This window comes from Flavobacterium sp. ZT3R18 (assembly GCF_007097385.1).
Classification (GTDB): Bacteria; Bacteroidota; Bacteroidia; order Flavobacteriales; family Flavobacteriaceae; genus Flavobacterium.
Genome location: NZ_VJZS01000001.1, coordinates 172458 through 198087 on the forward strand (window position 1 = coordinate 172458; position 25630 = coordinate 198087).

18 protein-coding genes and 1 tRNA gene are annotated in these 25630 nt (G+C 35.0%); 16 read left to right on the forward strand and 3 right to left on the reverse strand.

The window, feature by feature from the left end:
• Positions 1-3276, reverse strand: coding sequence for a DUF2723 domain-containing protein (locus tag FNW52_RS00735; RefSeq protein WP_143375496.1), 3276 nt, complete (start codon positions 3274-3276; stop codon positions 1-3).
• A gap of 272 nt (positions 3277-3548) precedes the next feature.
• Here FNW52_RS00735 and FNW52_RS00740 point away from each other — a divergent pair.
• Positions 3549-3619 (forward strand) — tRNA-Gln (locus FNW52_RS00740).
• 160 nt (positions 3620-3779) lie between these two features.
• On the opposite strand, the gene FNW52_RS00745 is transcribed toward FNW52_RS00740, so the two are convergent.
• A complete protein-coding gene (locus FNW52_RS00745) occupies positions 3780-4604 on the reverse strand; it encodes a universal stress protein (RefSeq protein WP_143375497.1) in 825 nt (274 codons plus the stop codon).
• Between the two features lie 175 nt (positions 4605-4779).
• Here FNW52_RS00745 and rimP point away from each other — a divergent pair, with 175 nt between their 5' ends.
• The 4 genes from rimP (at position 4780) to FNW52_RS00765 (ending at position 10471) form a co-directional block, all read left to right on the forward strand.
• Entirely contained in the window at positions 4780-5244 is a 465-nt protein-coding gene (gene rimP, locus FNW52_RS00750; RefSeq protein WP_143375498.1) for a ribosome assembly cofactor RimP, read from the forward strand.
• Between the two features lie 13 nt (positions 5245-5257).
• Entirely contained in the window at positions 5258-6511 is a 1254-nt protein-coding gene (nusA, locus tag FNW52_RS00755) for a transcription termination factor NusA (RefSeq protein ID WP_116761449.1), read from the forward strand.
• 112 nt (positions 6512-6623) lie between these two features.
• On the forward strand, positions 6624-9569 hold the full coding sequence (gene infB / locus FNW52_RS00760; protein ID WP_143375499.1) for a translation initiation factor IF-2: 2946 nt from the start codon (positions 6624-6626) through the stop codon (positions 9567-9569).
• 143 nt (positions 9570-9712) lie between these two features.
• On the forward strand, positions 9713-10471 hold the full coding sequence (locus FNW52_RS00765) for a 5'-methylthioadenosine/adenosylhomocysteine nucleosidase (RefSeq protein ID WP_143375500.1): 759 nt from the start codon (positions 9713-9715) through the stop codon (positions 10469-10471).
• A gap of 202 nt (positions 10472-10673) precedes the next feature.
• Here the strand turns inward: FNW52_RS00765 and FNW52_RS00770 are convergent, their stop codons facing one another.
• On the reverse strand, positions 10674-11063 hold the full coding sequence (locus FNW52_RS00770) for an SPOR domain-containing protein (protein WP_143375501.1): 390 nt from the start codon (positions 11061-11063) through the stop codon (positions 10674-10676).
• Between the two features lie 219 nt (positions 11064-11282).
• On the opposite strand from FNW52_RS00770, the gene FNW52_RS00775 reads away from it, so the two are divergent.
• The 11 genes from FNW52_RS00775 (at position 11283) to FNW52_RS00825 (ending at position 25594) form a co-directional block, all read left to right on the forward strand.
• Positions 11283-12617: a c-type cytochrome gene (locus FNW52_RS00775; RefSeq protein WP_143375502.1), complete on the forward strand. Its 1335-nt coding sequence runs from the start codon at positions 11283-11285 to the stop codon at positions 12615-12617.
• Positions 12618-12726: 109 nt separating this feature from the next.
• On the forward strand, positions 12727-15780 hold the full coding sequence (locus FNW52_RS00780) for a TAT-variant-translocated molybdopterin oxidoreductase (RefSeq protein WP_143375503.1): 3054 nt from the start codon (positions 12727-12729) through the stop codon (positions 15778-15780).
• A gap of 36 nt (positions 15781-15816) precedes the next feature.
• Positions 15817-17220: an NrfD/PsrC family molybdoenzyme membrane anchor subunit gene (gene nrfD / locus FNW52_RS00785; protein ID WP_116761437.1), complete on the forward strand. Its 1404-nt coding sequence runs from the start codon at positions 15817-15819 to the stop codon at positions 17218-17220.
• On the forward strand, positions 17213-17737 hold the full coding sequence (locus tag FNW52_RS00790; protein WP_143375504.1) for a DUF3341 domain-containing protein: 525 nt from the start codon (positions 17213-17215) through the stop codon (positions 17735-17737). The genes nrfD and FNW52_RS00790 overlap by 8 nt, the downstream gene beginning before the upstream one ends.
• 8 nt (positions 17738-17745) lie before the next feature.
• Positions 17746-18294, forward strand: a complete 549-nt coding sequence (locus FNW52_RS00795; RefSeq protein WP_143375505.1) for a cytochrome c — start codon at positions 17746-17748, stop codon at positions 18292-18294.
• A 30-nt stretch (positions 18295-18324) separates the two neighbouring features.
• On the forward strand, positions 18325-19647 hold the full coding sequence (locus FNW52_RS00800; protein WP_143375506.1) for a quinol:cytochrome C oxidoreductase: 1323 nt from the start codon (positions 18325-18327) through the stop codon (positions 19645-19647).
• A gap of 19 nt (positions 19648-19666) precedes the next feature.
• The gene (locus FNW52_RS00805) at positions 19667-20824 is read left to right on the forward strand and encodes a cytochrome c oxidase subunit II (RefSeq protein WP_143375507.1); all 1158 of its coding nucleotides are present in this window, start codon (positions 19667-19669) and stop codon (positions 20822-20824) included.
• Between the two features lie 28 nt (positions 20825-20852).
• Entirely contained in the window at positions 20853-22649 is a 1797-nt protein-coding gene (locus tag FNW52_RS00810) for a cbb3-type cytochrome c oxidase subunit I (RefSeq protein WP_143375508.1), read from the forward strand.
• Positions 22650-22730: 81 nt separating this feature from the next.
• Entirely contained in the window at positions 22731-23753 is a 1023-nt protein-coding gene (ruvB, locus tag FNW52_RS00815; RefSeq protein ID WP_143375509.1) for a Holliday junction branch migration DNA helicase RuvB, read from the forward strand.
• Positions 23754-23877: 124 nt separating this feature from the next.
• Positions 23878-24816: a tRNA epoxyqueuosine(34) reductase QueG gene (gene queG / locus FNW52_RS00820; RefSeq protein ID WP_143375510.1), complete on the forward strand. Its 939-nt coding sequence runs from the start codon at positions 23878-23880 to the stop codon at positions 24814-24816.
• Positions 24817-25159: 343 nt separating this feature from the next.
• Positions 25160-25594 carry a CBS domain-containing protein gene (locus FNW52_RS00825; protein WP_143375511.1) on the forward strand — a complete coding sequence of 145 codons (435 nt, stop codon included), beginning with the start codon at positions 25160-25162 and terminating at the stop codon, positions 25592-25594.
• Positions 25595-25630 lie beyond the last annotated feature (36 nt).

Here is a 25630-nt window from a genome sequence, read left to right on the forward strand (position 1 = left end):
TCATTCTTTTTCGCGTCCAAAACGAGCAAATATTTCGATATAGGTATTAAAAGTTTTTTTGCTTTTATTGTAATACGCTGTATCTCCGCTGTCTTTCATTACTTGCAACAATCCTCTATAACGCTCCAGATCTGTTATGATCTCCATCGTGATGCCTGATTGCTCAGACGGACTTAATTTTGAATAATAATTAAGATTGTCGGTGTATTTGCCAATCAATTTTTCAAGCAAAGCATGCGCTTTTGCTTTTTCGCCTACATCATAATATCCTTTTGCGAAAGGTTCAACCAAAGAATAATAGCCAAATTTATCCAAAGGCATTTTTGTCATGGACAATTCAATGATGTTTTTCGCTTTGTCTATCTTTCCTTCGGCAATTAGTTTGTTCATCAAGCGAGATAGATTCATTCTGTAGGTTAAGCTTTCTCTTCTTGTCTCTGGATCATGATAAATTTTGTCACTTTCGCTATTACCCCAATCCCATTTCATCACTTTGGCGTACATGTTTTCGGAGTCAATTCTTCCCATATCCATTTGACCTGCATCTTTTGGTAATGCTGTTTTTATTGGGACTAATTTATAAACCATACCTTCAAGTTGAAGATATTCTTTCATCCATAAGTAATCTTCGGCATCAAATGCTCCGCCGCTAAAATAAACAGGTCGTTTCCAGTTGTTATTGGCTATGAGATCCAGCATCATCAATCTGTTCTTATATATCGCGCTTCCTTTTATGTCAATATCAATGCTAGGAACAATAGAGTCAATCAGTTTTGGATCTACCACTTTATTCTTAATGATAGCAGCTTTATCAACGGGGAATTTAATTTTATTTGTTGGGTAGAAATGAATAGTTTGTCCGTTCTGCATTTCAACAGTCGATTTTGGGTTTTTTATGAATGCAATAAAATCTTTTATTTCCCAACGATTTTCTGTTTTAGGGATATGCGCAACATAATCTAGCTTATCACCTACGTATTGATCATGGGTAAATGAAATAGGTAACGGGTTCGATTCGTATGCTTTTCTTTTCATTTGATCAATATACCAATCCGTCATGAAAAGACTGGTGTTTACAATTTTTATGTCGGTACGAATGCCTTCTATTTCTTGGGCATACCATAATGGGAAGGTGTCGTTGTCTCCTATGGTAAATAAAATGGCATTGGGATCACATGATTGTAAATACGCTTTTGCCATTGCTGTGGCAGTGTATTTTTCGGAACGATCGTGATCATCCCAGTTTTGGAATGCCATGAGTGCAGGAACCGCCAATAAGCATCCGCCAATAAGTATTGGACCTGCAATTTTTGGAGCTAAGTAGCTGCGTACACTTTCGTATAATGAATATACTCCAAAGCCAATCCAAATAGCAAAAACATAGAATGAACCTACTAAGGCGTAATCTCTTTCACGAGGTTCAAAAGGTCTTTCGTTCAGGTATATTTTTAATGCAATTCCTAAAAATAAGAATAGAACTAGTAAAACATAAAAGCTTTTTCTGTCTTTGCTTGCATGATACATGATCCCGATAAGTCCTAATATAAAAGGCAAAAAGAAATAAACATTGCGTCCTTTGTTGTTTAAAACGTCCGCAGGTAAATTGTCTTGAGATCCAACGTGTAATGTGTCAATAAATGGAATTCCGCTTATCCAGTTTCCGTCCAGATAATCGTATCTTCCTTGTTCGTCGTTTTGTCTTCCAACAAAATTCCACATAAGGTACCTCCAGTACATATAGCCAAATTGGTATTCGAACATGAAGCTAAAATTGTCTGCAGTAGTTGGTTTTTCGATGATTAAGTAATCGCCGTAATGTTTCAGGAAAGAAACATAGCCTTCATTGTCGATTTGTTTTTGAGCATACGCTTGTCTGAACTCGGCAATGGTTTTTTCGGTTTCGTTTTTTAATTGTGCAATGGCTTTGTTGTAATCTTCTTCGCTTAATTGATTAGGATCTAAGCCATATTTTGCTAAATCATCCTCATAAGGATAGTTGGGATTCATTCTAAATGCCGGAGGATTTGTGAAATTCATGTAGTTTTCTACGTGATCGGTACTCCACATTCTTGGCAAAACAGTTTTCTGATTGTCGTCGCTATTTTGTTCCGCATTTTTATAATTGTTTACAATAACGTATTTGCCTGTTTTGTAATCTCTTTCGTAGTTAGGTGCTTTGTCACGGTAGGGATTGTTAGCGTCTAATCCAGCAAAAGCTTCGGTGTACTGAGGGCCATAAAATAATGGGTTTACGCCATATTGTTCCCTGTTGTAATACGCTAGTACTTCGGCAGCATCTGATGGTTTGTTTTCGTTAATTACTGTATTTGCATTGGCACGTATCGGTAGCATTAACCAAGTTGAGAATCCAATTAGAATAAAAAGAACGCATAAAATAAGAGTGTTGTAATGTACTAGATTTTTTTTGCGGGTATATTTCAATCCAAAAAAGAAGAATGCAATAAGAAGTAATGTTACAAAAATAGTTCCCGAGTTAAAAGGTAGTCCCATTGAATTAACCATGAAAACTTCGGTTTTACCAAAGAATGCCATTGTTAAAGGGAGTAATAATTTAAAGATAAAAAGCAAGACCGAAATTACTACCACATTAGCAATAAGAAAGTTTTTGACGGTGACTACTTTGTAATTTTTAAAGAAATAAAGAAACCCAATGGCAGGAATAGTCAATAAAGCCATAAAGTGAACCCCAAACGATAGTCCAACTACTAATGAGATTAATAACAACCATCGATTCCCTCTTGGAGTGTTCATTTCTTGTTCCCAGCGTAATCCTAACCAAAAAAGTAATGATATTAATAAAGAGGCCATAGCATAAACTTCGGCTTCTACGGCATTAAACCAAAAGCTATCTGAAAAAGTATAGGCTAAAGCTCCGACTAAAGAACTTCCAAGAATGACAATAGAATTCTCTTTGTTAATATCTGAATATTGCGAAATTATTTTCTTCAAAAGCATGGATGAAGACCAAAACATGAATAGTATGGTAAAGGCACTTGAAAATACCGAGGTCATATTAACCATTAAGGCAATATGTTCTTTGTCTATGGCAAACATCGCGAAAAAGGCTCCAATCATTTGAAATAATGGCGCTCCGGGTGGGTGGCCAACTTCTAGTTTTGCTGCTGTGGCAATATATTCGCCGCAATCCCAAAAGCTCATGGTAGGTTCAACCGTAAGAGTGTAGGTTATTAATGCGATTGAAAATGCAACCCAGCCTGTAATCGTATTCCATTTATTGAAATTGAAAGATGTCATATAGTAGTTTTCTGTGTTTTTTATATTTATTTTTTGTGTTACAAAGAAAATGTTTTTTTTTTTAATGTTTGTCCCCATTATTATAATTTTATGCAAAAGAATTCGATTTTGATAACTTTATGTTTATTAGTATTTTAGATGGTTTTGGTTTTTGAAAAAGGAATTATTTTTATTTTTATTTGAATAAAAATGCAAAAAAAGTTTGTGTAACTAAGAATTTGTTCTAAATTTGCACTCGCTAAGCAAAACAACAGTAGCTAAGCGAAACAGAATGGTCTATGGTGTAATGGTAACACAACTGTTTTTGGTGCAGTCGTTCAAGGTTCGAGTCCTTGTAGACCAACAGAAAGCCTCTCAATTTTGAGAGGCTTTTTTTTATGCCTACAATTTTGATATGGATTACTTTTGAATTCTATATTTCTAATGTTTTTAGTTTCTGATTTTGTGAAATAATAAAAACCTCTCCGAATCGAAAAGGCTTTTCTGGGATTTATGAAAAAGGTTTAAATCTTAAATGTAATCACAGGTCTTGTGGTGTGATTTACCAAATCTTCTGATATGCTACCGTTAAAGAAATGAATCAAAGCAGTTCTCCCGTGAGTGCATAAAGCTATTATGTCGGCGTTTTTTGTGTCAGCGTAGTTCGTTATTCCTTTTTCTACATTGGTTTCGTTGTAAATTTCCATTGAATAGTCGGGCATGTCGAATTCGGCAACAAAATCTTTCATTGTTTTCTGGGCTGCCGATGTGCTTTTAAAATTATTTGGGGTGCAAATCATGACTAGTTTTAACTTTGCATCAAAAAATTTAGCAAATTTTAATAATTCAAGAAATGGTTTTTTTATTTCTTTAGAAAAATCAGAGGCAAAAACTATTTTCTTAATGTCTAGTTCGTCTATTTTGTTTTTAATGACTAAAACGGGAATTTTTGAAAGTCTTACCACTTTTTCAGTATTGGTACCAACGAATATTTCTTCAAAACCTGAGCTTCCGTGTGATCCCATGACAATTAAATCAATATCGTTTTGATTAGAATAAGTAGTTATTCCTTTGTAGACATTGTCTAGGAGTACGACTTCTTTTATGTGGATTCCGCTTAGATATGGACGGTTTTTGATGTCTTTTAGGATTTCATCCGCTTTGTTTTTGAATAACATGATGGCAGGAATACTTGTTCCGCCAGTTATGGCGTCGTTGGTTTGTCCGGGTAACTCGAGCATGTGAATCAAAACGATTTCGGCATTGTTTTTTTTTGCAATTTGAGCTCCAGCTTCAATCGCTAGATCGGCGTATTTTGAAAAATCGGTAGGAATTAGTATTCTTTTCATGATAGGTTGGTTTTGTTTTTGTTAGAAAAATGGGTTTTTTGTTGGTACTTTAAAGGTATAAAATTTTTAAATAGTAATCAATTTTTTTTGATTTGTAAAAAAACACTATATTTGCACCGTTATTTATTAAAACTTAAATAATGAGGGGACTAATGTCCCCTCTTTTTATAAAGATATGACATTCAAAGAAAAAGTAATAGCAGTATTAGATGAAGCTCTTTTAGAAAAGCCATCGGTTTTTTTAATTGACCTTACCATAACAGATGCTTTTAAAGTTATTATAGGTATTGATGGGGATAATGGAGTGGTTTTGCAAGACTGCATTGATATTAGCCGTGCAGTAGAAAATAACTTAGATAGGGAAGAGCAAGATTTTTCTTTAGAAGTAGCGTCAGTAGGAGTAGGGTCGCCATTAAAATTGGTCAGACAATACAAAAAAAACATAGGGAGAACGTTAATCGTTAAAACTGCTACAGAAAATATTGAAGCAGAATTAGTTGAAGCTACTGATCTTTTTATAATTTTGTCTTGGAAAGCTAGAGAACCCAAAAAATTAGGTAAAGGAAAAGAAACAGTTCAAAAAGAATTGCAAATTCCTTACTCAGATATTAAAGAAGCAATTGTTACAGTAACATTTTAATTAAAGAATTCGCATGGAAAATTTAGCATTAATCGATTCATTTTCAGAGTTTAAAGACGATAAACTTATTGATCGTGTAACGCTTATGGCAATTTTGGAAGATGTATTTAGAAATGCATTGAAGAAAAAATACGGTTCAGATGATAATTTCGATATCATTATCAATCCTGATAAAGGGGATATGGAGATTTGGAGAAGGAGAGTAATCGTTGCTGACGAGGATTTGGATTTTGAAAATGAAGAGATAACTCTTACTGAAGCAAGAAAAATTGAATCTGATTTTGAAATTGGGGAAGAAGTTTCCGAAGAAGTGAAATTAATAGATTTGGGAAGAAGAGCCATTTTAGCTTTGCGCCAAAACTTAATATCTAAAATACACGAACACGACAATACTAATCTTTACAAACAATTTAAAGATATTATTGGCGATATTTACACTGCCGAAGTGCATCATGTGCGTCCTAGGGTAGTTATTTTGGTTGATGATGAAGGAAACGAAATCATATTGCCAAAAGAAAAACAAATACCTTCTGATTTCTTCCGTAAAGGAGATAATGTTAGAGGTATAATTGAAAGTGTTGAATTGAAAGGGAATAAGCCTCAAATTATTATGTCTAGAACTTCTGAAAAGTTCTTAGAAAAATTATTTGAACAAGAAATTCCAGAGGTTTTTGACGGTTTAATTATGGTTAAAAACGTAGTAAGAATTCCTGGCGAAAAAGCAAAAGTAGCCGTAGATTCTTATGATGATCGTATTGATCCAGTTGGAGCTTGTGTGGGTATGAAAGGTTCTCGTATTCATGGAATTGTTCGTGAATTAGGAAATGAGAATATTGACGTAATTAATTACACCAGCAATATTCAATTATATATTACAAGAGCATTAAGTCCAGCTAAAGTTTCTTCTATTAAAATTAATGAAGAAACTAAAAGAGCCGAAGTGTTTTTGAAACTAGAAGAAGTTTCAAAAGCAATTGGTAGAGGTGGGCATAATATTAGATTGGCAGGGCAATTAACCGGTTATGAATTGGATGTAATTCGTGAAGGTGATGTTGCTGGTTCTACATCAGATGATGACGATGTTGAGTTAACAGAGTTTTCAGACGAGATTGAAGATTGGGTAATCGAAGAATTTGCAAAAATTGGTTTGGATACTGCAAAAAGTATCTTAAAACAAGACGTAGAAGATTTGGTTAGAAGAACAGACCTAGAAGAGGAAACGATTCTAGATGTAATGAGAATATTGAAAGAAGAATTTGACAGTTAGTCAATAGATCTTCAACGATAAACGTGCCACTTTACAATTAATTCTTGCTCGGTAGGTATCGAGTCGGGAGTAAAGTGAGGAATAACAAAAAAGGTAATAATAAAAAGGTTTTATGTCTGAAGAGAGAATTATTAGAATAAACAAGGTTTTAAGGGAATTAAATATTTCGTTAGAAAGAGCTGTGGATTATCTAAAAGATAAGGGAATTGCTATTGAGGCAAATCCAAACGCTAAAATTTCTGATCAGGAATTTAATATCCTACAAAGTCAGTTTGCAGGCGACAAGGGGAATAAAGAAGCTTCAAAAGAAGTAGGGGAAGAGAAAAGGAAAGAGAAAGAGGCGTTACGTGTTGAGCGAGAAAAAGAAGTTGAAGACAAACGCAAACTTGAGGAAGACCGATTGAAACAACAAGAAGTTATTAAAGCAAGAGCTGTTTTGTCGGGGCCTGTTCAAGTAGGAAAAATTGATCTTAATCCTAAAAAACCTGCTGTAGCTCCTGCTCCCGTTATTGCTGAGAAAGCGATTGCTCCTAAAGACGTAATTCAAGAAGAAAAGCCTGTTCCAAAAGAAGTTGTTCAGAAGGAAGTTGTTCAAAAAGAAGCCGTTCAAAAAGAGGTTTCTGTTGAAAAGCCAATCCAAAAAGAACCTTCTCTAGATAAGCCAGTTGTTGAGAAAGTTGAAAAACCAGTTGAGGAAACGAAAGAGGTTAAGCATATTCCTGGTATTAAAGAGGTTAAAAAAGTAGATAAGCCAGAGGTTGTTGCTGAGAAAAAAGCAGAGGCTGTTGTTGGAGAAGCTCCAGTAGAGGAGTCTATTACAACTCAGTATCAAAAACTTTCGGGTGCTACTTTGACAGGACAAGTTATCGATTTGTCTCAATTCAATAAGCCTAAGAAGAAAAAAGAAGAGCCTAAAATTACTCCTAACAAACCAGGTGCGCCAGGTGCTGCGGGAGCTAATAATGCTAACAAAAATAAACGCAAAAGAATTGCTCCAAAACCGGGTGCGCCAAGGCCGCCTGCAGTTCCAGGAGCACCAAATCCTAATAAAATCACTCCAAATACAGGTGGTGGAGGTTTTAATGCTAACAGAAGTGCCAGACCTGGATTCGTTAAAGGAAACAGACCTGCTATTGTAGCAAAAGTAGAGCCAACAGAGGAGGAAGTTAAAAACCAAATCCGTGAAACTCTTGAAAAACTTCAAGGTAAAGGTGGTAAATCTAAAGCGGCAAAATACAGAAGAGATAAAAGAGATACGCACCGTCAGAAATCGGATGATGAGCAAAGAGCAATTGACGAAGGAAGTAAAACGATAAAAGTTACTGAATTTGTTACTGTAGGTGAAATTGCAATCATGATGGATGTGCCAATTACTAAAGTGATTGGAACGTGTATGTCACTTGGTATCATGGTAACGATGAACCAGAGACTTGATGCAGAAACATTAACTATTGTTGCGGATGAATTTGGCTATGAAGTTGAATTTATTACGGTAGATATTGAAGAAGCAATTCAAGTTGTTGAAGATAGAGAAGAAGATTTAGTATTCAGAGCACCTATTGTTACTGTAATGGGTCACGTCGATCACGGTAAAACATCTTTACTGGATTATATTCGTAAAGAAAATGTAATTGCGGGTGAGTCGGGTGGAATTACACAACATATTGGAGCTTACGGAGTAACTTTAGATAACGGTCAAAAAATTGCATTTTTAGATACACCAGGTCACGAGGCGTTTACCGCGATGCGTGCACGTGGAGCTCAAGTAACCGATATTGCTATTATTGTAATTGCGGCAGATGATGACATCATGCCACAAACCAAAGAAGCAATTTCTCACGCTCAAGCAGCAGGGGTTCCTATCATATTTGCTATCAATAAAATAGATAAGCCAAATGCAAACCCTGAAAAAGTAAAAGAAAGATTGGCAGGAATGAACCTTCTTGTGGAAGATTGGGGTGGAAAAATCCAATCCCATGATATTTCTGCAAAAGTAGGAACTGGTGTTAAAGAGTTGTTGGAGAAAGTATTATTAGAGGCGGAATTGTTAGATTTGAAATCAAATCCTAACAAAGCTGCTCAAGGTACGGTTGTTGAAGCTTTCTTGGATAAAGGAAAAGGATACGTTTCTACCATATTAGTACAACATGGAACTCTTAAAGTAGGAGATTATATGTTGGCTGGAAAGCATCATGGTAAAATTAAGGCCATGCATGATGAGAGAGGAAATATAGTTACTGTTGCAGGTCCTTCAACTCCAGTATCTGTTTTAGGTCTTGACGGTGCAGCAACTGCGGGTGATAAGTTCAATATCTTTGAAGACGAGAAAGAGGCTAAACAAATTGCCGCTAAACGTTCTCAATTAATGCGTGAACAATCTGTACGTACACAAAGACATATTACATTAGATGAAATTGGACGTAGAATTGCATTAGGTCAGTTTAAAGAATTGAATATTATCCTTAAGGGAGATGTGGATGGTTCTGTTGAAGCCTTGTCTGATTCGTTCTCTAAATTGTCTACTGATGAAATTCAAATTAATATTATTCATAAAGGAGTTGGAGCTATAACGGAAACTGATGTTATGTTGGCTTCTGCTTCTGATGCAATCATTATCGGATTTAATGTTCGTCCTGCTGGAAATGCGAGACAATTAGCAGATAAAGAAGAAATTGACATCCGTTACTATTCTATTATCTACGCAGCGATCGATGACTTGAAAGATGCTATGGAAGGAATGTTAGCGCCAGAAATGAAAGAAGAAGTACTGGGTACAGCTGAAATTAGAGAGATATTCAAAATTTCTAAAGTTGGTTCTATTGCAGGAAGTATGGTTATGGATGGTAAAATTGTTAAAAACGCCAAAATGAGAATCATCAGAGATGGTGTTGTTGTCTTCACTGGAGAGTTGTTAGCTTTGAAACGATTTAAAGACGATGTAAGAGAAGTTGCTAAAGGATACGATTGTGGTATTCAAGTGAAAGGATATAATGATATAGAAGAAAGAGATATTATTGAATCATACCATGAAGTAGCTATCAAAAAGAAATTGAAATAAAATTTCGATATACTTAAAACCTAAAAATCCCAATTCGTTGGGATTTTTTTTATTTTAGCCTAATTTGGAATTGCGGGTGTGGCTGCGTTTAAAGTTTTATTAGAAAGAAGGAATGTGAATTAATATTCAAAAAAGTATATCAAATGATGATAAAGAGAATTGGTATTCTTGGGGCTATGCCAGAAGAAATAAACGGTGTAGTTTCGTTGCTTAAAGGCAAGCTAGAGATAGTAAAGGGAATGCGCACCTATTATTTAGGTACATTAAATGGAATCGAAGTAGTGGTTGTTTTTTCGCGTTGGGGCAAAGTAGCTTCTGCAACTACTGTTACGCATTTAATTGTTGAATTTGGAATTACTGAATTATATTTCACAGGCGTTGCAGGTTCTGTTAGCCTAGATTTGGCTATTGGGGATATTGTTGTTGCGAGTAGTTTGGTGCAACATGATATGGATGCTCGTCCTATAATGAAACAGTTTGAAATTCCTTTATTAGGTAAAACAGAATTGTATCCACCAAAAGAGTTATTAGAAAAATCATTTTTCGCAATAAAGAAGTTAGAAAGTAGTAAAGTGTTGTTGGAGTTGGTTTCAACGGAACAGCAGAAAATTTTTTCTATTTCAAACCCAAAAGTCTTTTTGGGTAAGATTGCAAGTGGAGATAAATTTTTCGCTAATAACAACGAAAAAGAAAGTCTTCTAAAAGTACTTCCCGATGTATTGTGTGTTGAAATGGAAGGTGCTGCAGTAGCTCAAGTATGTTTTGAGTATAATATTCCTTTTGTAATTATTCGTACGATTTCGGATGCTGCGGATGAAGCTTCGCCTATTGATTTTAACGAATTTGTGAATCAAGTTGCTTCTAAATTTGGCGTTGCTATTATTCAGGCTTTAATAAAGTAACGGAATTATTGTGTTAAAAATCGTAGAGATATTTGATTCTTAGTTCAATGTTGTTTCTTTAATAGATGCCTGTCAGAATGGGGTAAGACCATTGGAGAGTATATATTCACCCAATCTCGCACCCCGCTCCTTTGGGAGGGGCTGGGGTGAGGTTAGTTGTAATGGACTAAAATATATTGACCAATGGTATAATTAGATGTATTTATTTGCTAGGTTTAATTAAAAATACAGTTTTGTAATTTTTTTTGATTTCTGGAAGATAGCGTTCCGCTTCCATTCGAGTTCTAAAGTTACCCACCCAAACTTTGTAGTTTGGTGTGTTGAAAATAATGGTTCCATCCAGGTTTTTAAACTCTTGTTTGAACTCAATTAAGGTCTTTTTTGCAGTTTCACTTGGACCGTTAAATATTTGAATTTTGTAGCGGTCAGTGTAAGGTAAATTGGCGTTTATTTTTCTTTTTTCATTCAGTAGTTGCTCAAATTTCGGGTCTTGAGTTAGGGATGAATTCTGACTTTGTGCTTTTGCCGTGTGGTAGCAATTTAATAGGATTGTATAAAGTAATACTGATTTTAAGGATCTTAAAATTCTCATAATGTGATTGTTTAAAATGCAAAAATAGTATTAAATGGGTTAATGAAAATTAAAATCATTATTTAGACTTAATATAAATTATAATTAAGATTATTTTAAGTTTTTGAGAATAGTTCTTAAGTCGTATTTTTGTCGAAATTTTTAAATTAAAGATTCGTTTGTTGTTTAACATTTTTGTAAAACAGCGGAGTGAGTTTTAGTAGATAATCATTATACTATATGGAAAAGGTGGGTAACCATAATTCGATTTCAAGGAAATTAATTTTAAGCTTAGCGCTAATGCTAAGTATTTCCTTAACTTCATTTGCGCAAGATGCAGCTCCTGCTGCGGATGCTACAGCTTCAGCAGCTCCTGCAGCTGCTACTGGTGGCGATGCGGCAAAGGGTAAAGAGCTTTTTAATGCAAATTGTGCGGCTTGTCACAAGTTAGATGCTAAATCAACGGGTCCTGCTCTAAGAGATGTGGCTTCAAGACATGATATTTCTTGGATCTACAAATGGGTTCACAACAGTTCGGATTTAATTAAGTCTGGAGATGCTGCCGCTGTAAAAGTTTTTGAGGCAAACAATAAGATTCCAATGACTTCTTTTCCTCAGATGTCAGAAGGAGATATTGATAATATTATAGCTTACACTTCGGAGCAAAAGGCTGCGGCACCTGCTGCTGTTCCTGGAGCTGCGTCAGTTGCTGGAGCTGAAGATCAAGGTACTGGAATTTCGAACAATGTTATTTTAGGGGCTTTGTCATTGGTGATGGTGATACTTATCGTGATGTTAGTTTTAGTTAATAACGTATTGCGAAAAGTTGCTGCGGCAAACGGTATTGAAGTGGTTGCTAAAGAGCCTACAATGCCAATTTGGAAAGCTTTTGTTAAAAATCAATTCTTGGTTTTGGTGACTGCAATATTCTTATTGTTGTCTGGTGCGTACTTTGTTTACGGTTTCTTTATGCAAGTAGGGGTAGATCAAAACTATCAGCCAATTCAGCCAATACATTATTCTCATAAGATTCACGCTGGAGATAATGAAATCAATTGTAAATATTGTCACTCTGCTTCTCGTGTAAGTAAAACTGCAGGTATTCCTTCTTTGAATGTTTGTATGAACTGTCATAAAAGTATTTCTGAAGTTGCAGAAGCTACTGCTACACCGGAATACAGCAAAGCATTTTACGATGCGCAAATCCAAAAATTATATAAAGCTGTGGGTTGGGATGCTACATCTCAGTCGTACACAGGGAAAACAGAGCCTGTAAAATGGGTTCGAATTCATAATCTTCCTGATTTTGTTTACTTTAATCACTCTCAGCACGTTACTGTTGCTGGTATTGAATGTCAAACTTGTCACGGTCCTGTTCAAGAATTTGAAATTATGAAGCAGTTCTCTCCTTTAACAATGGGATGGTGTGTTAATTGCCATAGAAAAACCGATGTTAAAATGGAAGGAAATGAATACTATACTAAGATTCATGCTGAACTTTCTAAAAAGTATGGTGTAGATAAATTGACTGCCGCTCAAATGGGAGGTTTAGAATGTGGTAAATGCCATTACTAAAAAGAGTTTAAAGTATCAAGTTTCAAGTTGTCTTTGTTATAACTGGAAACTTGAAACAAAGAAAACTTGAAACAAAAAAAAATTATTAAGATTAATATTTATATATAATATGTCATCAAACAAAAAATACTGGAAAAGTGTTGAAGAGCTAGACGGAAATAGTTCTATTGTTGAGGCGCTTAGAAATAACGAATTTGTTGAAGAAATTCCTACTGATGAATTTTTAGGAAATGAAGCAGCTTTGTCTTCTTCTTCAACTACGCGTCGTGACTTTTTAAAGTACGTTGGTTTTAGTACAGCGGCGGCATCTCTTGCTGCTTGTGAAGGTCCCGTGCATTTGTCGATTCCTTACGTGCTGCAACCGGAACAAATTATTCCTGGAGTAGCAGATTATTATGCGACTTCAGTTTTTGATGGTTTTGATTTTGCTAACCTTTTGGTAAAAACTCGTGAAGGTCGTCCAATCAAAATAGATAATAATAAAATCGCTGGAGCAAAATTTACTGCGAATGCTAGAATTCATGGGTCTATATTGTCATTATATGATAGTATGCGTTTGAAAGAGCCTAAAGTAGATGCTAAAGATGCTACTTGGTCAGCGGTTGATTCAAAAATTAAATCTAGTATTGTTGATGCTAAAGCAAAAGGAGGTCAAGTAGTATTCTTGACAAACACATTGGCAAGTCCATCTACTGAAAAGTTGATTGCTGATTTTATTGCTAAAAATCCTAATGCTAAACATGTAATATATGATGCTGTTTCTTCTTCAGAGGCTTTAGATGCTTTTGAAACTGTTTACGGAGAAAGAGCTTTAGTTGATTATGATTTCTCAAAAGCGTCTTTAATCGTTTCTGTTGGTGCTGACTTCCTAGGGGATTGGCAAGGTGGATCATACGATACAGGGTATGCACAAGGTAGAATTCCGAAAAACGGAAAAATGTCTCGTCATTTCCAATTAGAAGCAAATATGACTTTATCTGGTGCTGCTGCCGATAAGCGTGTTGCAATGTCAACTGCGAATCAAAAACAAGCATTAGTTGTTATTTATAATAGTATTACTGGATCTTCAGTTGCAACTAATTTAGATGCAGCTTATAAAGCAGAAGTTACTAAGGCAGCTCAGCAATTAAAAGCAGCTGGTTCAAAAGGAGTTCTTGTGTCTGGTATTCAAGATAAAAATGCTCAATTATTAGTTTTGGCTATTAATCAAGTATTGGCTAGTGAAGTATTTAATACTTCAGGAACTAGACAAATCCGTAAAGGATCAAACGAAAAAGTAGCTCAGTTAGTAAAAGATATGAATGCAGGAAGTGTTCATACTTTAATTATGAGTGGTGTTAATCCGGTTTATACTTTGGCAGACAGCAAGTCATTTGTTGAAGGTTTGAAAAAGGTTAAAACTTCAGTTTCATTATCTTTAAAAGAAGATGAAACCGCATCGTTAACTACAATTGCTGCTCCAGTTCCTCATTATTTAGAGGCTTGGGGAGATTTAGCTTTGACAAAAGGAACTTATAGTATTACACAACCGACTATTCGCCCGTTATTCAATACAAAACAATTTCAAGATATTTTATTATCTATAAACGGTATTCCTGGAGCTTACTATGATTACTTGAAAGGGTATTCGGCTTCTGTGATTGCTGGTTCATCATGGAATAAAGTTTTGCATGATGGGGTTTATGTTGGTGCTATACCTACAGCTACTGCGGGTACTGCAGATTATAGCGCTGCCGCTAATGCGTTGGCGCAAGCAAAACCTGCTGCTGGTCTTGAATTAGTATTGTATACTAAAACAGGAATGGGAGATGGTCAACAAGCGAATAACCCATGGTTGCAAGAGTTTCCAGATCCATTAACAAGAGTATCTTGGGATAACTATGTTACGGTTTCTAATGCTGATGCTAAAAGATTAGGTCTTTCTAACGAGATCGTTGCTAATGGTGGTTTGAATGGTAGTTATGCTACGCTTACTGCTGATGGTGTTACCTTTGATAAAGTGCCAGTTATTGTTCAGCCAGGTCAAGCTGTTGGAACTGTTGGTATGGCTCTTGGTTACGGTCGTAAAGCGGCTTTAAAAGAAGAAATGCAAGTAGGTATAAATGCTTACGCCTTATATACAGGTTTTAATAATGTACAATCTATTACATTAGTAAAAGCAGATGGAGCACACGAATTTGCTTGTGTTCAAGGTCAAAAAACATTGATGGGTAGAGGGGATATTATTAAAGAGACTTCTTTAGAGATATTCAATACCAAAGATGCAGAAATTTGGAATGAAAAACCAATGGTTTCATTGGATCATAAAGAAGTTGAAGCTACTTCAGTAGATTTATGGGGTTCATTCGATCGTTCTACAGGACATCATTTTAACCTTTCTATCGATTTGAATGCTTGTACAGGATGTGGTGCGTGTGTAATTGCATGTCACGCTGAAAATAATGTACCAGTTGTTGGTAAAGATGAAGTAAGAAGAAGTAGAGATATGCACTGGTTGCGTATTGACAGATATTATTCTTCTGAAAGTACTTTTGAAGGCGACAATGAAAGAAAAGAGAATATCGCAGGTTTATCTAGTTCATTATCTACATTTAATGAAATGGAAAAAGCGGGAGATAATCCACAAGTTTCTTTCCAACCGGTAATGTGTCAACACTGTAATCATGCTCCTTGTGAGACTGTTTGTCCAGTTGCTGCAACATCACACGGTCGTCAAGGACAAAATCAAATGGCTTATAACAGATGTGTTGGTACTCGTTACTGTGCTAACAACTGTCCTTATAAAGTACGTCGTTTTAACTGGTTCTTGTACAACAAAAACAGCGAATTCGATTATCATATGAATGATGATTTAGGTCGTATGGTTTTAAATCCAGATGTAAACGTTCGTTCTCGTGGAGTAATGGAAAAATGTTCTATGTGTATTCAAATGACACAAGCAACAATTTTGAAAGCTAAAAACGAAGGAAGAGTTATTGCTGATGGAGAATTCCAAACCGCTTGTTCAAATGCTTGTTCTACTGGAGCGATGGTATTTGGAGATGTAAATGATGCAGCAGCTGTGGTTGCAAAACTTGCAGAAGATGAAAGAAGTTATCATTTATTGGAGCATGTTGGGACAAAACCAAATGTTGTATACCACGTTAAAGTTAGAAATACCTAGTACAAAAATTATTAATTAAGAATCAAATAAAGGATTATGTCGTCTCACTACGAAGCAGCCATTAGAAAACCCTTAGTTATAGGTGATAAATCATATCACGATATAACTGTAGACGTAGCCGCACCTATTGAAGGTAAAGCAAATAAACAATGGTGGATTGTATTTTCAATCGCATTAACCGCTTTCCTTTGGGGAATGGGGTGTATTATTTACACTGTATCTACCGGTATTGGAACTTGGGGATTAAATAAAACAGTTGGTTGGGCTTGGGATATTACTAACTTCGTTTGGTGGGTTGGTATTGGTCACGCAGGAACACTTATCTCTGCAGTGCTATTATTATTCCGTCAACGATGGAGAATGGCCATTAACCGTTCAGCGGAGGCAATGACAATTTTCTCTGTAATTCAAGCAGGTTTATTTCCAATTATACACATGGGTCGTCCATGGTTGGCTTATTGGGTATTGCCAATTCCAAATCAATTTGGATCATTATGGGTAAACTTTAACTCCCCTTTACTTTGGGACGTGTTTGCGATATCAACGTATCTTTCGGTTTCATTGGTTTTCTGGTGGACTGGTTTATTGCCTGATTTTGCTATGTTGCGTGATAGAGCTATTACTCCTTTCAACAAAAGAGTCTATTCTATATTAAGTTTCGGATGGAGCGGTAGAGCTAAAGATTGGCAACGTTTTGAGGAAGTTTCATTAGTTCTTGCTGGACTTGCAACACCTCTTGTACTTTCTGTACATACGATTGTATCGATGGACTTTGCTACCTCTGTTATTCCGGGATGGCATACTACGATTTTCCCTCCGTACTTCGTTGCTGGAGCGGTATTCTCTGGATTTGCAATGGTAAATACTTTGCTTATCATTATGAGAAAAGTTTCTAATCTTGAAGCTTATATAACTGTTCAACATATCGAATTGATGAACATCGTAATTATGATTACGGGTTCTATTGTAGGTGTTGCTTATATTACTGAGTTATTTATCGCTTGGTATTCAGGAGTTGAGTACGAACAATATGCATTTTTGAATAGAGCTACTGGACCTTACTGGTGGGCTTATTGGGCAATGATGTCTTGTAATGTATTTTCTCCGCAATTCATGTGGTTCAAAAAATTAAGAACTAGTATTATGTTTTCTTTTATCATTTCAATTGTTGTAAACATTGGAATGTGGTTTGAAAGATTTGTAATTATCGTAACTTCTTTGCATAGAGATTATTTACCATCTTCATGGACAATGTTCTCTCCTACATTTGTTGATATTGGAATTTTTATCGGAACAATAGGTTTCTTCTTTGTACTTTTCTTATTGTATGCTAGAACATTCCCTGTTATTGCACAAGCCGAGGTAAAAACAATATTGAAAGCTACTGGAGAACGTTATATTAAAGAAAGAGAAGCTAATAAAAATTCACATCATGAGTAATAGAGTTATATACGCCATTTATAATGACGATGATATATTGATGGATGCCGTAAAAAAAACACGTGCAGCTCATCATCATATTGAAGAAGTTTTCACCCCTTTTCCAGTTCACGGATTGGATAAAGCAATGGGACTTGCACCAACACGATTAGCGATTTGCGCTTTTATATATGGTTTGTGCGGTTTGTCTTTTGGAACTTGGATGATGAATTTTATTATGATTCAGGATTGGCCTCAAGATATTGGTGGTAAACCGAGTTTTAGCTATATTGATAACATGCCGGCTTTCGTGCCTATTATGTTTGAAGAAACAGTATTTTTTGCGGCTCACTTAATGGTAATTACTTTTTATATGAGAAGTAGATTATGGCCTTTTAAAGAAGCAGAAAATCCTGATGTGAGAACAACAGATGACCATTTCTTGATGGAAGTAGCTGTTAATAACAACGAAGAAGAATTGATTTCTTTTTTCGAGGGTACAGGTGCAGTAGAAGTTAAAGTAATCGATAAGCATTAATTGTAGATATGAAAAGTTTATATAAAATAACACTTATATTTGGTTTAATGATTTTAGTTGCTTCATGTCATAATGATGCCAACCCAAATTATCAATATTTTCCAAATATGTACGAAGCCGTGAGTGCTGAAACGTATGCGACTGCTCCAGTTGATGTATTTAAAAATGGTAAAGAAGGTCAACTTCCTGCTCCTGGATCAATAAATAGAGGTTTTGAACCTTTTGACTATGCAAATACGCCTGAAGGTTATGCATTAGCTAAGGCTAATTTAAAATCTCCTTTAACAGTTGAAGAAAGAATTTCTGACAAAGGAAAAGAGCTTTTTGATATTTATTGTATTAGTTGTCACGGTGCAACTGGTGATGGTAAAGGAAAATTAGTTGAAAGAGAAAAATTTCTTGGTGTTCCTAATTATAAAGACAGAGAAATTACTGAAGGAAGTATTTTTTATGTAGAAACTTATGGTTTAAATGCTATGGGTTCACATGCTAATCAAATGAGTGCTCACGAACGTTGGTTAGTTGCTGACTATGTTCTTAAACTAAAAGCACAATAATAATTGTTGAACTAACTGATCGTAATAGATATGTATACATTTTCAAGTAAATTAAAAACTTTTTCTTTCGTCTTAATGGCTGTTGGTCTTTTAGGAATTGGATATGGTTTTTTAACTGCACCTAAAGACATTCAAGATGTTGAAAAAATACTCGCTGCTGATGCTCATGGTAGTCATCATGAAGCTAGCAGTGAATCTGAAGGAGCACATGCAGTTTCTGCTGAAGCAAAAGTTAAAGCAGAACATACGGAGCACTTAACTCATGTTTTGCATCAATTAGAAAATAAACCTTGGTCAGCATTATATGTGGCTTGTATTTTCTTTATGCTTCTTTCTATGGGTACCCTAGTTTTTTATGCTATTCAACAAGTAGCTCAAGCTGGATGGTCTCCGGTTCTTTTTAGAGTAATGCAAGGGATCACGGCTTACTTGCCAGTAGGATCTGTAATTTTCTTTGTATTTTTAGTTCTTTGTGGATTACATTTCAATCATCTTTTTATATGGTTGGATCCTGAAGTAGTTGCACATGATAAAATAATTGCTAATAAAGCTGGATATTTAAACTTTCCTTTCTGGATTGTAAGAGCTGCTATATTTTTGTTAGGATGGAATGCATATCGTTATTTCTCTAGAAAAAATTGTTTAGCTCAAGACGAGTCAGATGACAATAGTTTTTACAAAAAGAATTTTAACATATCTGCTATGTTTTTAGTTTTCTTTATTGTTACTGAATCTATTATGTCTTGGGATTGGATTATGTCTATCGACCCACATTGGTCTAGTACTCTTTTCGGATGGTACGTTTTTGCTAGTTTCTTTGTAAGTGGTATTACCATGATTGCAATGGTTACTGTGTATTTGAAATCTAGAGGGTATTTAGAAAATGTAAATACAAGTCATATTCATGATTTAGCTAAGTTTATGTTCGGTATTAGTGTGTTTTGGACTTACTTATGGTTCTCTCAATTCATGTTAATATGGTACGCTAATATTCCAGAGGAGATTACATATTTTGTTACTAGAATTCAAGTTTATAATTTACCATTCTTTGGTGCTGTTGTTATGAATTTCTTATTCCCAGTTTTAATTTTGATTAATACTGATTTCAAACGAATCACTTGGATTTTAGTGATGGCTGGTATCGTAATATTGTTAGGTCATTATGTTGATTTCTTTAACATGATCATGCCTGGTACTGTTGGTGGAAGTTGGTTTATCGGTATTTCTGAAATTGCTTCAGTTTCATTCTTTCTTGGATTATTTATTTTTGTTGTCTTCTCAGCATTAACTAAAGTTCCTTTGTTACCAAAAAGAAATCCATATATAGAAGAGAGTAAACATTTTCATTATTAATATTTAAAGAGATAAACAGATGACAAGTTTGTTGGTAATTATAGTTTTAGTTTTATTGGCTGTTGCTTTATGGCAATTGACGAAAATTTTCGACCTAACGCAAGTAGGTTCGACTTCGGACAATTCCCAAATTGCAACCGATGAAGATAATAATGTACAAGGGTATTTGATGTTTGGTTTTTTAGCCTTCATTTACATTTTTACAATTTATGGTGTATTTACTTGGGGGCCTTTGGTTCTTCATACACCTGCTTCTGAGCATGGTGCGCTTATTGATAGTTTAATGAATATCACTTGGGTATTGATTTTTATAGTTCAGGCTATAACTCAAGTTTTGTTGCATTATTTTGCTTTTAAATATAGAGGTAAAAAAGATCAAAAAGCATTATATTTTGCTGACAATAATAAGTTAGAAGCAATTTGGAGTGTTATTCCTGCTGTAGTTTTGGCTGGTTTGATTCTGTACGGACTTTATGCTTGGACAAATATTATGTTTGTTGATGAAGATGAAGATACCATTGTAGTTGAATTATATGCGCAACAATTTAAATGGACAGCTAGATATGCTGGTGCAGATAATGTTTTAGGTAAAGCGAATGTGAGGTTGATTGAAGGGGTTAATACTTTGGGTGTTGATTTGTCAGATCCTTATGCTCAAGATGATATTGTAGTTTCAGAACTGCATATTCCTAAAGGAAAAAAAGTACATTTCAAAATGCGTTCTCAGGATGTTTTGCACTCGGCTTATTTTCCTTACTTTAGAGCACAAATGAATTGTGTTCCAGGGATGGTTACTGAGTTTGCCTTCACTCCAATTTATACTACTGCTGAGTATCAAGCTTTGCCTTATATGATAGAGAAAGTAGCTAATATAAATGCATTAAGAGCAAAGAAAAGTTTAGAACTTGTTGCTAAGGGAGAAACTGCTTTAGATCCTTACACTTTCGATTATTTACTATTGTGTAATAAAATTTGTGGAGCTTCTCATTATAACATGCAAATGAAAGTTGTTGTTGATACACCAGAAGAGTATAAAAAATGGTTAAGTGACAAAGCAACTTTGGTTAGCGAAGTAAAAGCGGCTAATGCTACTCCAGAACCAGTTGAAGGAGGGGTTAAATCTGATTCAACTCAATCGAAAGATACTGCAGCTGTTGCTAAAATAGCGATGAAATAATTATTAAGAAAATTTAAAGTATAAATATATGTCAGCAGAAGGTCACGATCACGGACAGGATCACGAACACGAACACCACCATAAAGACACTTTCATTACTAAATATATTTTTAGTATTGATCATAAAATGATTGCCAAACAATACCTTATTACAGGTATTATTATGGGAGTAATTGGTGTAACTATGTCTTTGCTTTTTAGAATGCAATTGGCTTGGCCAGAAGAATCTTTCAAGATTTTCAATATATTACTTGGAGATAAATGGGCTCCAAACGGGGTAATGACTAATGATATTTACTTGTCTTTAGTTACTATACATGGTACCATAATGGTATTCTTTGTGCTAACCGCAGGATTAAGTGGAACCTTTAGTAATTTATTAATACCACTTCAAATTGGGGCTCGAGATATGGCTTCGGGTTTTATGAATATGATCTCTTATTGGTTGTTCTTCTTGTCAAGTGTAATCATGATTTGTTCTTTGTTTGTTGAGTCAGGACCTGCTAATGCTGGTTGGACAATTTACCCTCCCTTGAGTGCTTTGCCGCAAGCCATTTCTGGTTCTGGATTAGGAATGACTTTATGGTTGGTTTCTATGGCTATATTTATTGCGTCTTCTTTAATGGGATCATTGAATTACGTAGTTACGGTAATCAATCTTAGAACAAAAGGAATGTCTATGACAAGATTGCCTCTTACAATTTGGGCTTTCTTTGTTACTGCTATTATTGGTATTGTTTCTTTCCCAGTTTTATTATCAGCGGCATTATTATTGATTTTTGATAGAAGTTTTGGTACTTCTTTCTTCTTATCTGATATTTATATAGCTGGTGAAGTATTGCATTACCAAGGTGGTTCGCCTGTATTGTTCGAGCATTTATTTTGGTTTTTAGGACACCCTGAAGTATATATTGTAATCTTACCTGCACTGGGGATTACTTCTGAAATTATTGCAACGAACTCTCGTAAGCCTATTTTTGGATACAGAGCGATGATCATGTCAATTATTGCAATTGCATTTTTATCTACAATTGTATGGGGACACCATATGTTTATTTCAGGTATGAATCCTTTCTTAGGATCTGTATTTACCTTTACTACATTGTTAATTGCGATTCCATCTGCTGTAAAAGCATTTAATTATATCACAACGCTTTGGAAAGGAAATCTTCAATTGAATCCAGCTATGTTGTTTTCAATAGGTTTAGTTTCTACTTTCATCACGGGAGGTTTAACAGGGATTATTTTAGGAGATAGTACTTTGGATATTAATGTTCATGATACTTATTTCGTTGTAGCTCACTTTCACTTAGTAATGGGTATTTCTGCTCTTTATGGAATGTTTGCTGGAGTGTATCACTGGTTTCCTAAAATGTTCGGTAGAATGTTGAATAAGAACTTAGGATATGTACACTTTTGGGTAACTGCAATTTGTGCTTATGGAGTATTCTTCCCAATGCACTTTATTGGATTAGCAGGTTTACCAAGACGTTATTATACCAATACAAACTTTCCATTGTTTGATGATTTGCAAAATGTAAACGTATTGATTACAACTTTCGCTTTAATTGGTGGAGCTTTTCAATTAGTATTTTTGTATAACTTCTTTAGTAGTATTTTCTACGGTAAGAAAGCAGTTCAAAACCCATGGAAATCGAATACTTTGGAGTGGACTACACCTGTAGAACACCTACACGGTAACTGGCCAGGAGAAATTCCTCACGTACACCGTTGGCCTTATGACTACAGTAATCCTGCTCACGAAGAGGATTTTGTACCTCAAACGGTTCCAATGAAAGAAGGGGAAGTAGTTTTACATCACTAATATTTCAAAATTATATAAATGCCTTTCAATCTTGAGAGGCATTTTTTTATATACAATGATTACTTTTTTTACCTTTATCCAATGAATGAAAACTTAGATCCAACCAATAATAACTTCAGCTCTGAGGAACTTGATATCGAAAAAAGATTAAGACCCTTGTCTTTTGATGATTTTGCGGGTCAAGATCAGGTTTTAGAGAATCTTAAAGTTTTTGTAGCCGCTGCCAATCAGCGCAATGAAGCTTTAGACCATACCCTTTTTCATGGGCCTCCAGGATTAGGTAAAACTACTTTGGCTAATATTCTTGCCAATGAATTGCAAGTTGGTATAAAAATAACTTCAGGCCCCGTTTTGGATAAACCGGGAGATCTTGCTGGATTACTAACTAATCTGGAAGAAAGGGATGTGTTGTTTATAGATGAAATTCATCGTTTAAGCCCTATAGTGGAAGAATATTTATATTCGGCAATGGAAGATTTTAAGATTGATATTATGATCGAATCTGGGCCTAATGCCAGAACGGTTCAAATTAATCTCAACCCTTTTACACTTATTGGCGCTACCACACGTTCGGGACTTTTAACAGCTCCTATGCGGGCTCGTTTTGGTATTTCATCTCGATTGCAATATTATACTACGGAACTTTTGACATCGATTGTTGAGCGTAGTGCTTCTATTTTTAAAATGCCTATTTCTATGGAAGCGGCTATTGAAATTGCGGGTAGGAGCAGAGGGACTCCTCGTATAGCCAATGCTTTACTGCGTCGTGTTCGTGATTTTGCCCAAATAAAAGGGAATGGTACAATTGACATTGAAATTGCTCGCTATGCCTTAAAGGCGCTTAATGTAGATGCTCATGGACTCGATGAGATGGATAATAAAATTTTGAATACTATTATTGATAAATTCAAAGGAGGTCCCGTTGGTCTTTCTACATTGGCGACAGCCGTGTCTGAAAGCAGCGAAACTATCGAAGAAGTGTATGAGCCTTTCTTGATTCAAGAGGGTTTCATTATGCGTACACCTAGAGGACGTGAAGTAACGGATAAAGCCTATAAGCATTTAGGAAAAATTAAAACGAATATTCAAGGAGGCTTGTTCTAATTGTAAGGAGCTATTCCTGCTATTCACTATATCTTTTCCTGCTTAAAGGAAGCAGGAAAAGGATATCGTTCCTATCAGGGCTATTGTATTTGCAGAGACCAAGATTAATTTCTTTAAATTAGAAGTGATAAATAATAAGTTCAAATACACCCAATTTATCAAATCCGAAGCCAAGCGCCTCGGGTTTTTATCTTGTGGTATATCTAAAGCTGGTTTTCTTGAACAAGAAGCTCCACGCTTAGAAAACTGGTTAAACCGAAACTATAATGGTCAAATGACCTATATGGAGAATCATTTTGATAAACGATTAGATCCAACTTTATTGGTAGATGATGCCAAAAGTGTGGTTTCGCTTTTGTTGAATTATTATCCTTCGGAGACACAGAATCCGGATTCCTATAAAATTTCAAAATATGCTTACGGACAAGACTATCATTTTGTAATCAAAGATAAACTGAAAGAATTGCTTTTTTCTATTCAAGCCGAGATAGGTGATGTTTCTGGCAGGGCTTTTGTGGATTCGGCACCGGTTCTTGATAGAGCTTGGGCCACCAAAAGTGGTTTGGGGTGGATTGGTAAAAGTGGTAATCTACTCACTCAAAAAGTAGGTTCCTTTTATTTTATAGCCGAACTTATTATTGATTTAGATTTAGAATATGATACGGCTGTTACTGATCATTGTGGTACGTGTAGGGCTTGCATTGATGCCTGTCCGACAGAAGCAATTGTCGCTCCTTATGTAGTTGACGGAAGTAAATGTATTTCGTATTTTACTATCGAGCTCAAAGAAAACATTCCTATAGAGATGAAAGGGAAGTTTGAAGATTGGGCTTTTGGATGTGATATTTGTCAGGATGTTTGTCCTTGGAATCGGTTTTCGAAATCACACAATGAACCCTTGTTTGATCCCATCCCGATAGCTATCGGGACAGAATTGCTTTCTATGTCTAAAAATGATTGGGAAGAGATTACCCAAGAAACTTTTAATGTAGTATTTAAAAACTCTCCTCTCAAGAGAGCTAAGTTTTCGGGTTTAAACAGAAACATTACTTTTTTAAAATAATAAGAGATTGATTTGTATCGGATCCTTTTTTTTAGATAAAAATTATTCTGTATAAATTTCTAGATAAAACTTTTGAGGATTGTATAGAGATAGAATGATTTTTTGGTTCTAAGTGTTGGTTAGCAATTAGAGTAGGTTTGAAAGATGAGAATTTTGTGGTTTAATTGTATGAGAAATAATGTGTTCTTGATTCAATCATTTTTTTTATTTTTTTGAAAGAAAAACAAAGTTAAAGTAAAACTAACCGCACTAGAGGACTCTCTTTTGCTGTATAAATTATTTTATATTTTTACTGTTTATGTGTTATTTTTTTTTAACTTTAGCTTCTGTAAAATAAATTATTATGACTGTAAATCAGATACTAAGCGTAAAAGGAAGGGAAGTTTATTCTATACCTTCTTCAATAACCGTATTCGAAGCATTGAGAATAATGGGAGAAAAAAATATTGGAGCAGTTCTAGTCATTGAAGAGACTGTTTTAAAAGGAATTTTATCGGAGAGGGATTACGCTAGAAAAATTATTTTAAAGGATAAATCTTCAAAGAAAACAATGGTAAGTGATATTATGGAGACAGAAGTTGTGACTGTAAAGCCAACCGATGATTTAGAATATTGCATGGAATTAATGACAGGGAAAAGAATACGACATTTGCCAGTTTCGGAGGATAATATCGTTATTGGGATTATTTCTATAGGGGATGTTGTAAAAGCAATAATAGAACTTCAAAAAAGTACCATTCAATATTTGGATTCCTATATTAGCGGAAGCAAGGCATAAAATAAAAATAAAATTAAAAAAAGATAGCTGCATTTT

Bases quoted from the DNA above. Each gene is read 5' to 3' on its own strand.
- rimP (WP_143375498.1), top strand. From the start codon at position 4,780: ATGACATTCAAAGAAAAAGTAATAGCAGTATTAGATGAAGCTCTTTTA.
- ruvB (WP_143375509.1), top strand. From the start codon at position 22,731: ATGAATGAAAACTTAGATCCAACCAATAATAACTTCAGCTCTGAGGAA.
- FNW52_RS00805 (WP_143375507.1), top strand. From the start codon at position 19,667: ATGACAAGTTTGTTGGTAATTATAGTTTTAGTTTTATTGGCTGTTGCT.
- FNW52_RS00800 (WP_143375506.1), top strand. From the start codon at position 18,325: ATGTATACATTTTCAAGTAAATTAAAAACTTTTTCTTTCGTCTTAATG.
- FNW52_RS00780 (WP_143375503.1), top strand. From the start codon at position 12,727: ATGTCATCAAACAAAAAATACTGGAAAAGTGTTGAAGAGCTAGACGGA.
- FNW52_RS00825 (WP_143375511.1), top strand. From the start codon at position 25,160: ATGACTGTAAATCAGATACTAAGCGTAAAAGGAAGGGAAGTTTATTCT.
- FNW52_RS00765 (WP_143375500.1), top strand. From the start codon at position 9,713: ATGATGATAAAGAGAATTGGTATTCTTGGGGCTATGCCAGAAGAAATA.
- FNW52_RS00795 (WP_143375505.1), top strand. From the start codon at position 17,746: ATGAAAAGTTTATATAAAATAACACTTATATTTGGTTTAATGATTTTA.
- nusA (WP_116761449.1), top strand. From the start codon at position 5,258: ATGGAAAATTTAGCATTAATCGATTCATTTTCAGAGTTTAAAGACGAT.
- FNW52_RS00775 (WP_143375502.1), top strand. From the start codon at position 11,283: ATGGAAAAGGTGGGTAACCATAATTCGATTTCAAGGAAATTAATTTTA.
- FNW52_RS00735 (WP_143375496.1), bottom strand. From the start codon at position 3,276: ATGACATCTTTCAATTTCAATAAATGGAATACGATTACAGGCTGGGTT.
- FNW52_RS00770 (WP_143375501.1), bottom strand. From the start codon at position 11,063: ATGAGAATTTTAAGATCCTTAAAATCAGTATTACTTTATACAATCCTA.
- nrfD (WP_116761437.1), top strand. From the start codon at position 15,817: ATGTCGTCTCACTACGAAGCAGCCATTAGAAAACCCTTAGTTATAGGT.
- infB (WP_143375499.1), top strand. From the start codon at position 6,624: ATGTCTGAAGAGAGAATTATTAGAATAAACAAGGTTTTAAGGGAATTA.
- FNW52_RS00745 (WP_143375497.1), bottom strand. From the start codon at position 4,604: ATGAAAAGAATACTAATTCCTACCGATTTTTCAAAATACGCCGATCTA.
- FNW52_RS00790 (WP_143375504.1), top strand. From the start codon at position 17,213: ATGAGTAATAGAGTTATATACGCCATTTATAATGACGATGATATATTG.
- FNW52_RS00810 (WP_143375508.1), top strand. From the start codon at position 20,853: ATGTCAGCAGAAGGTCACGATCACGGACAGGATCACGAACACGAACAC.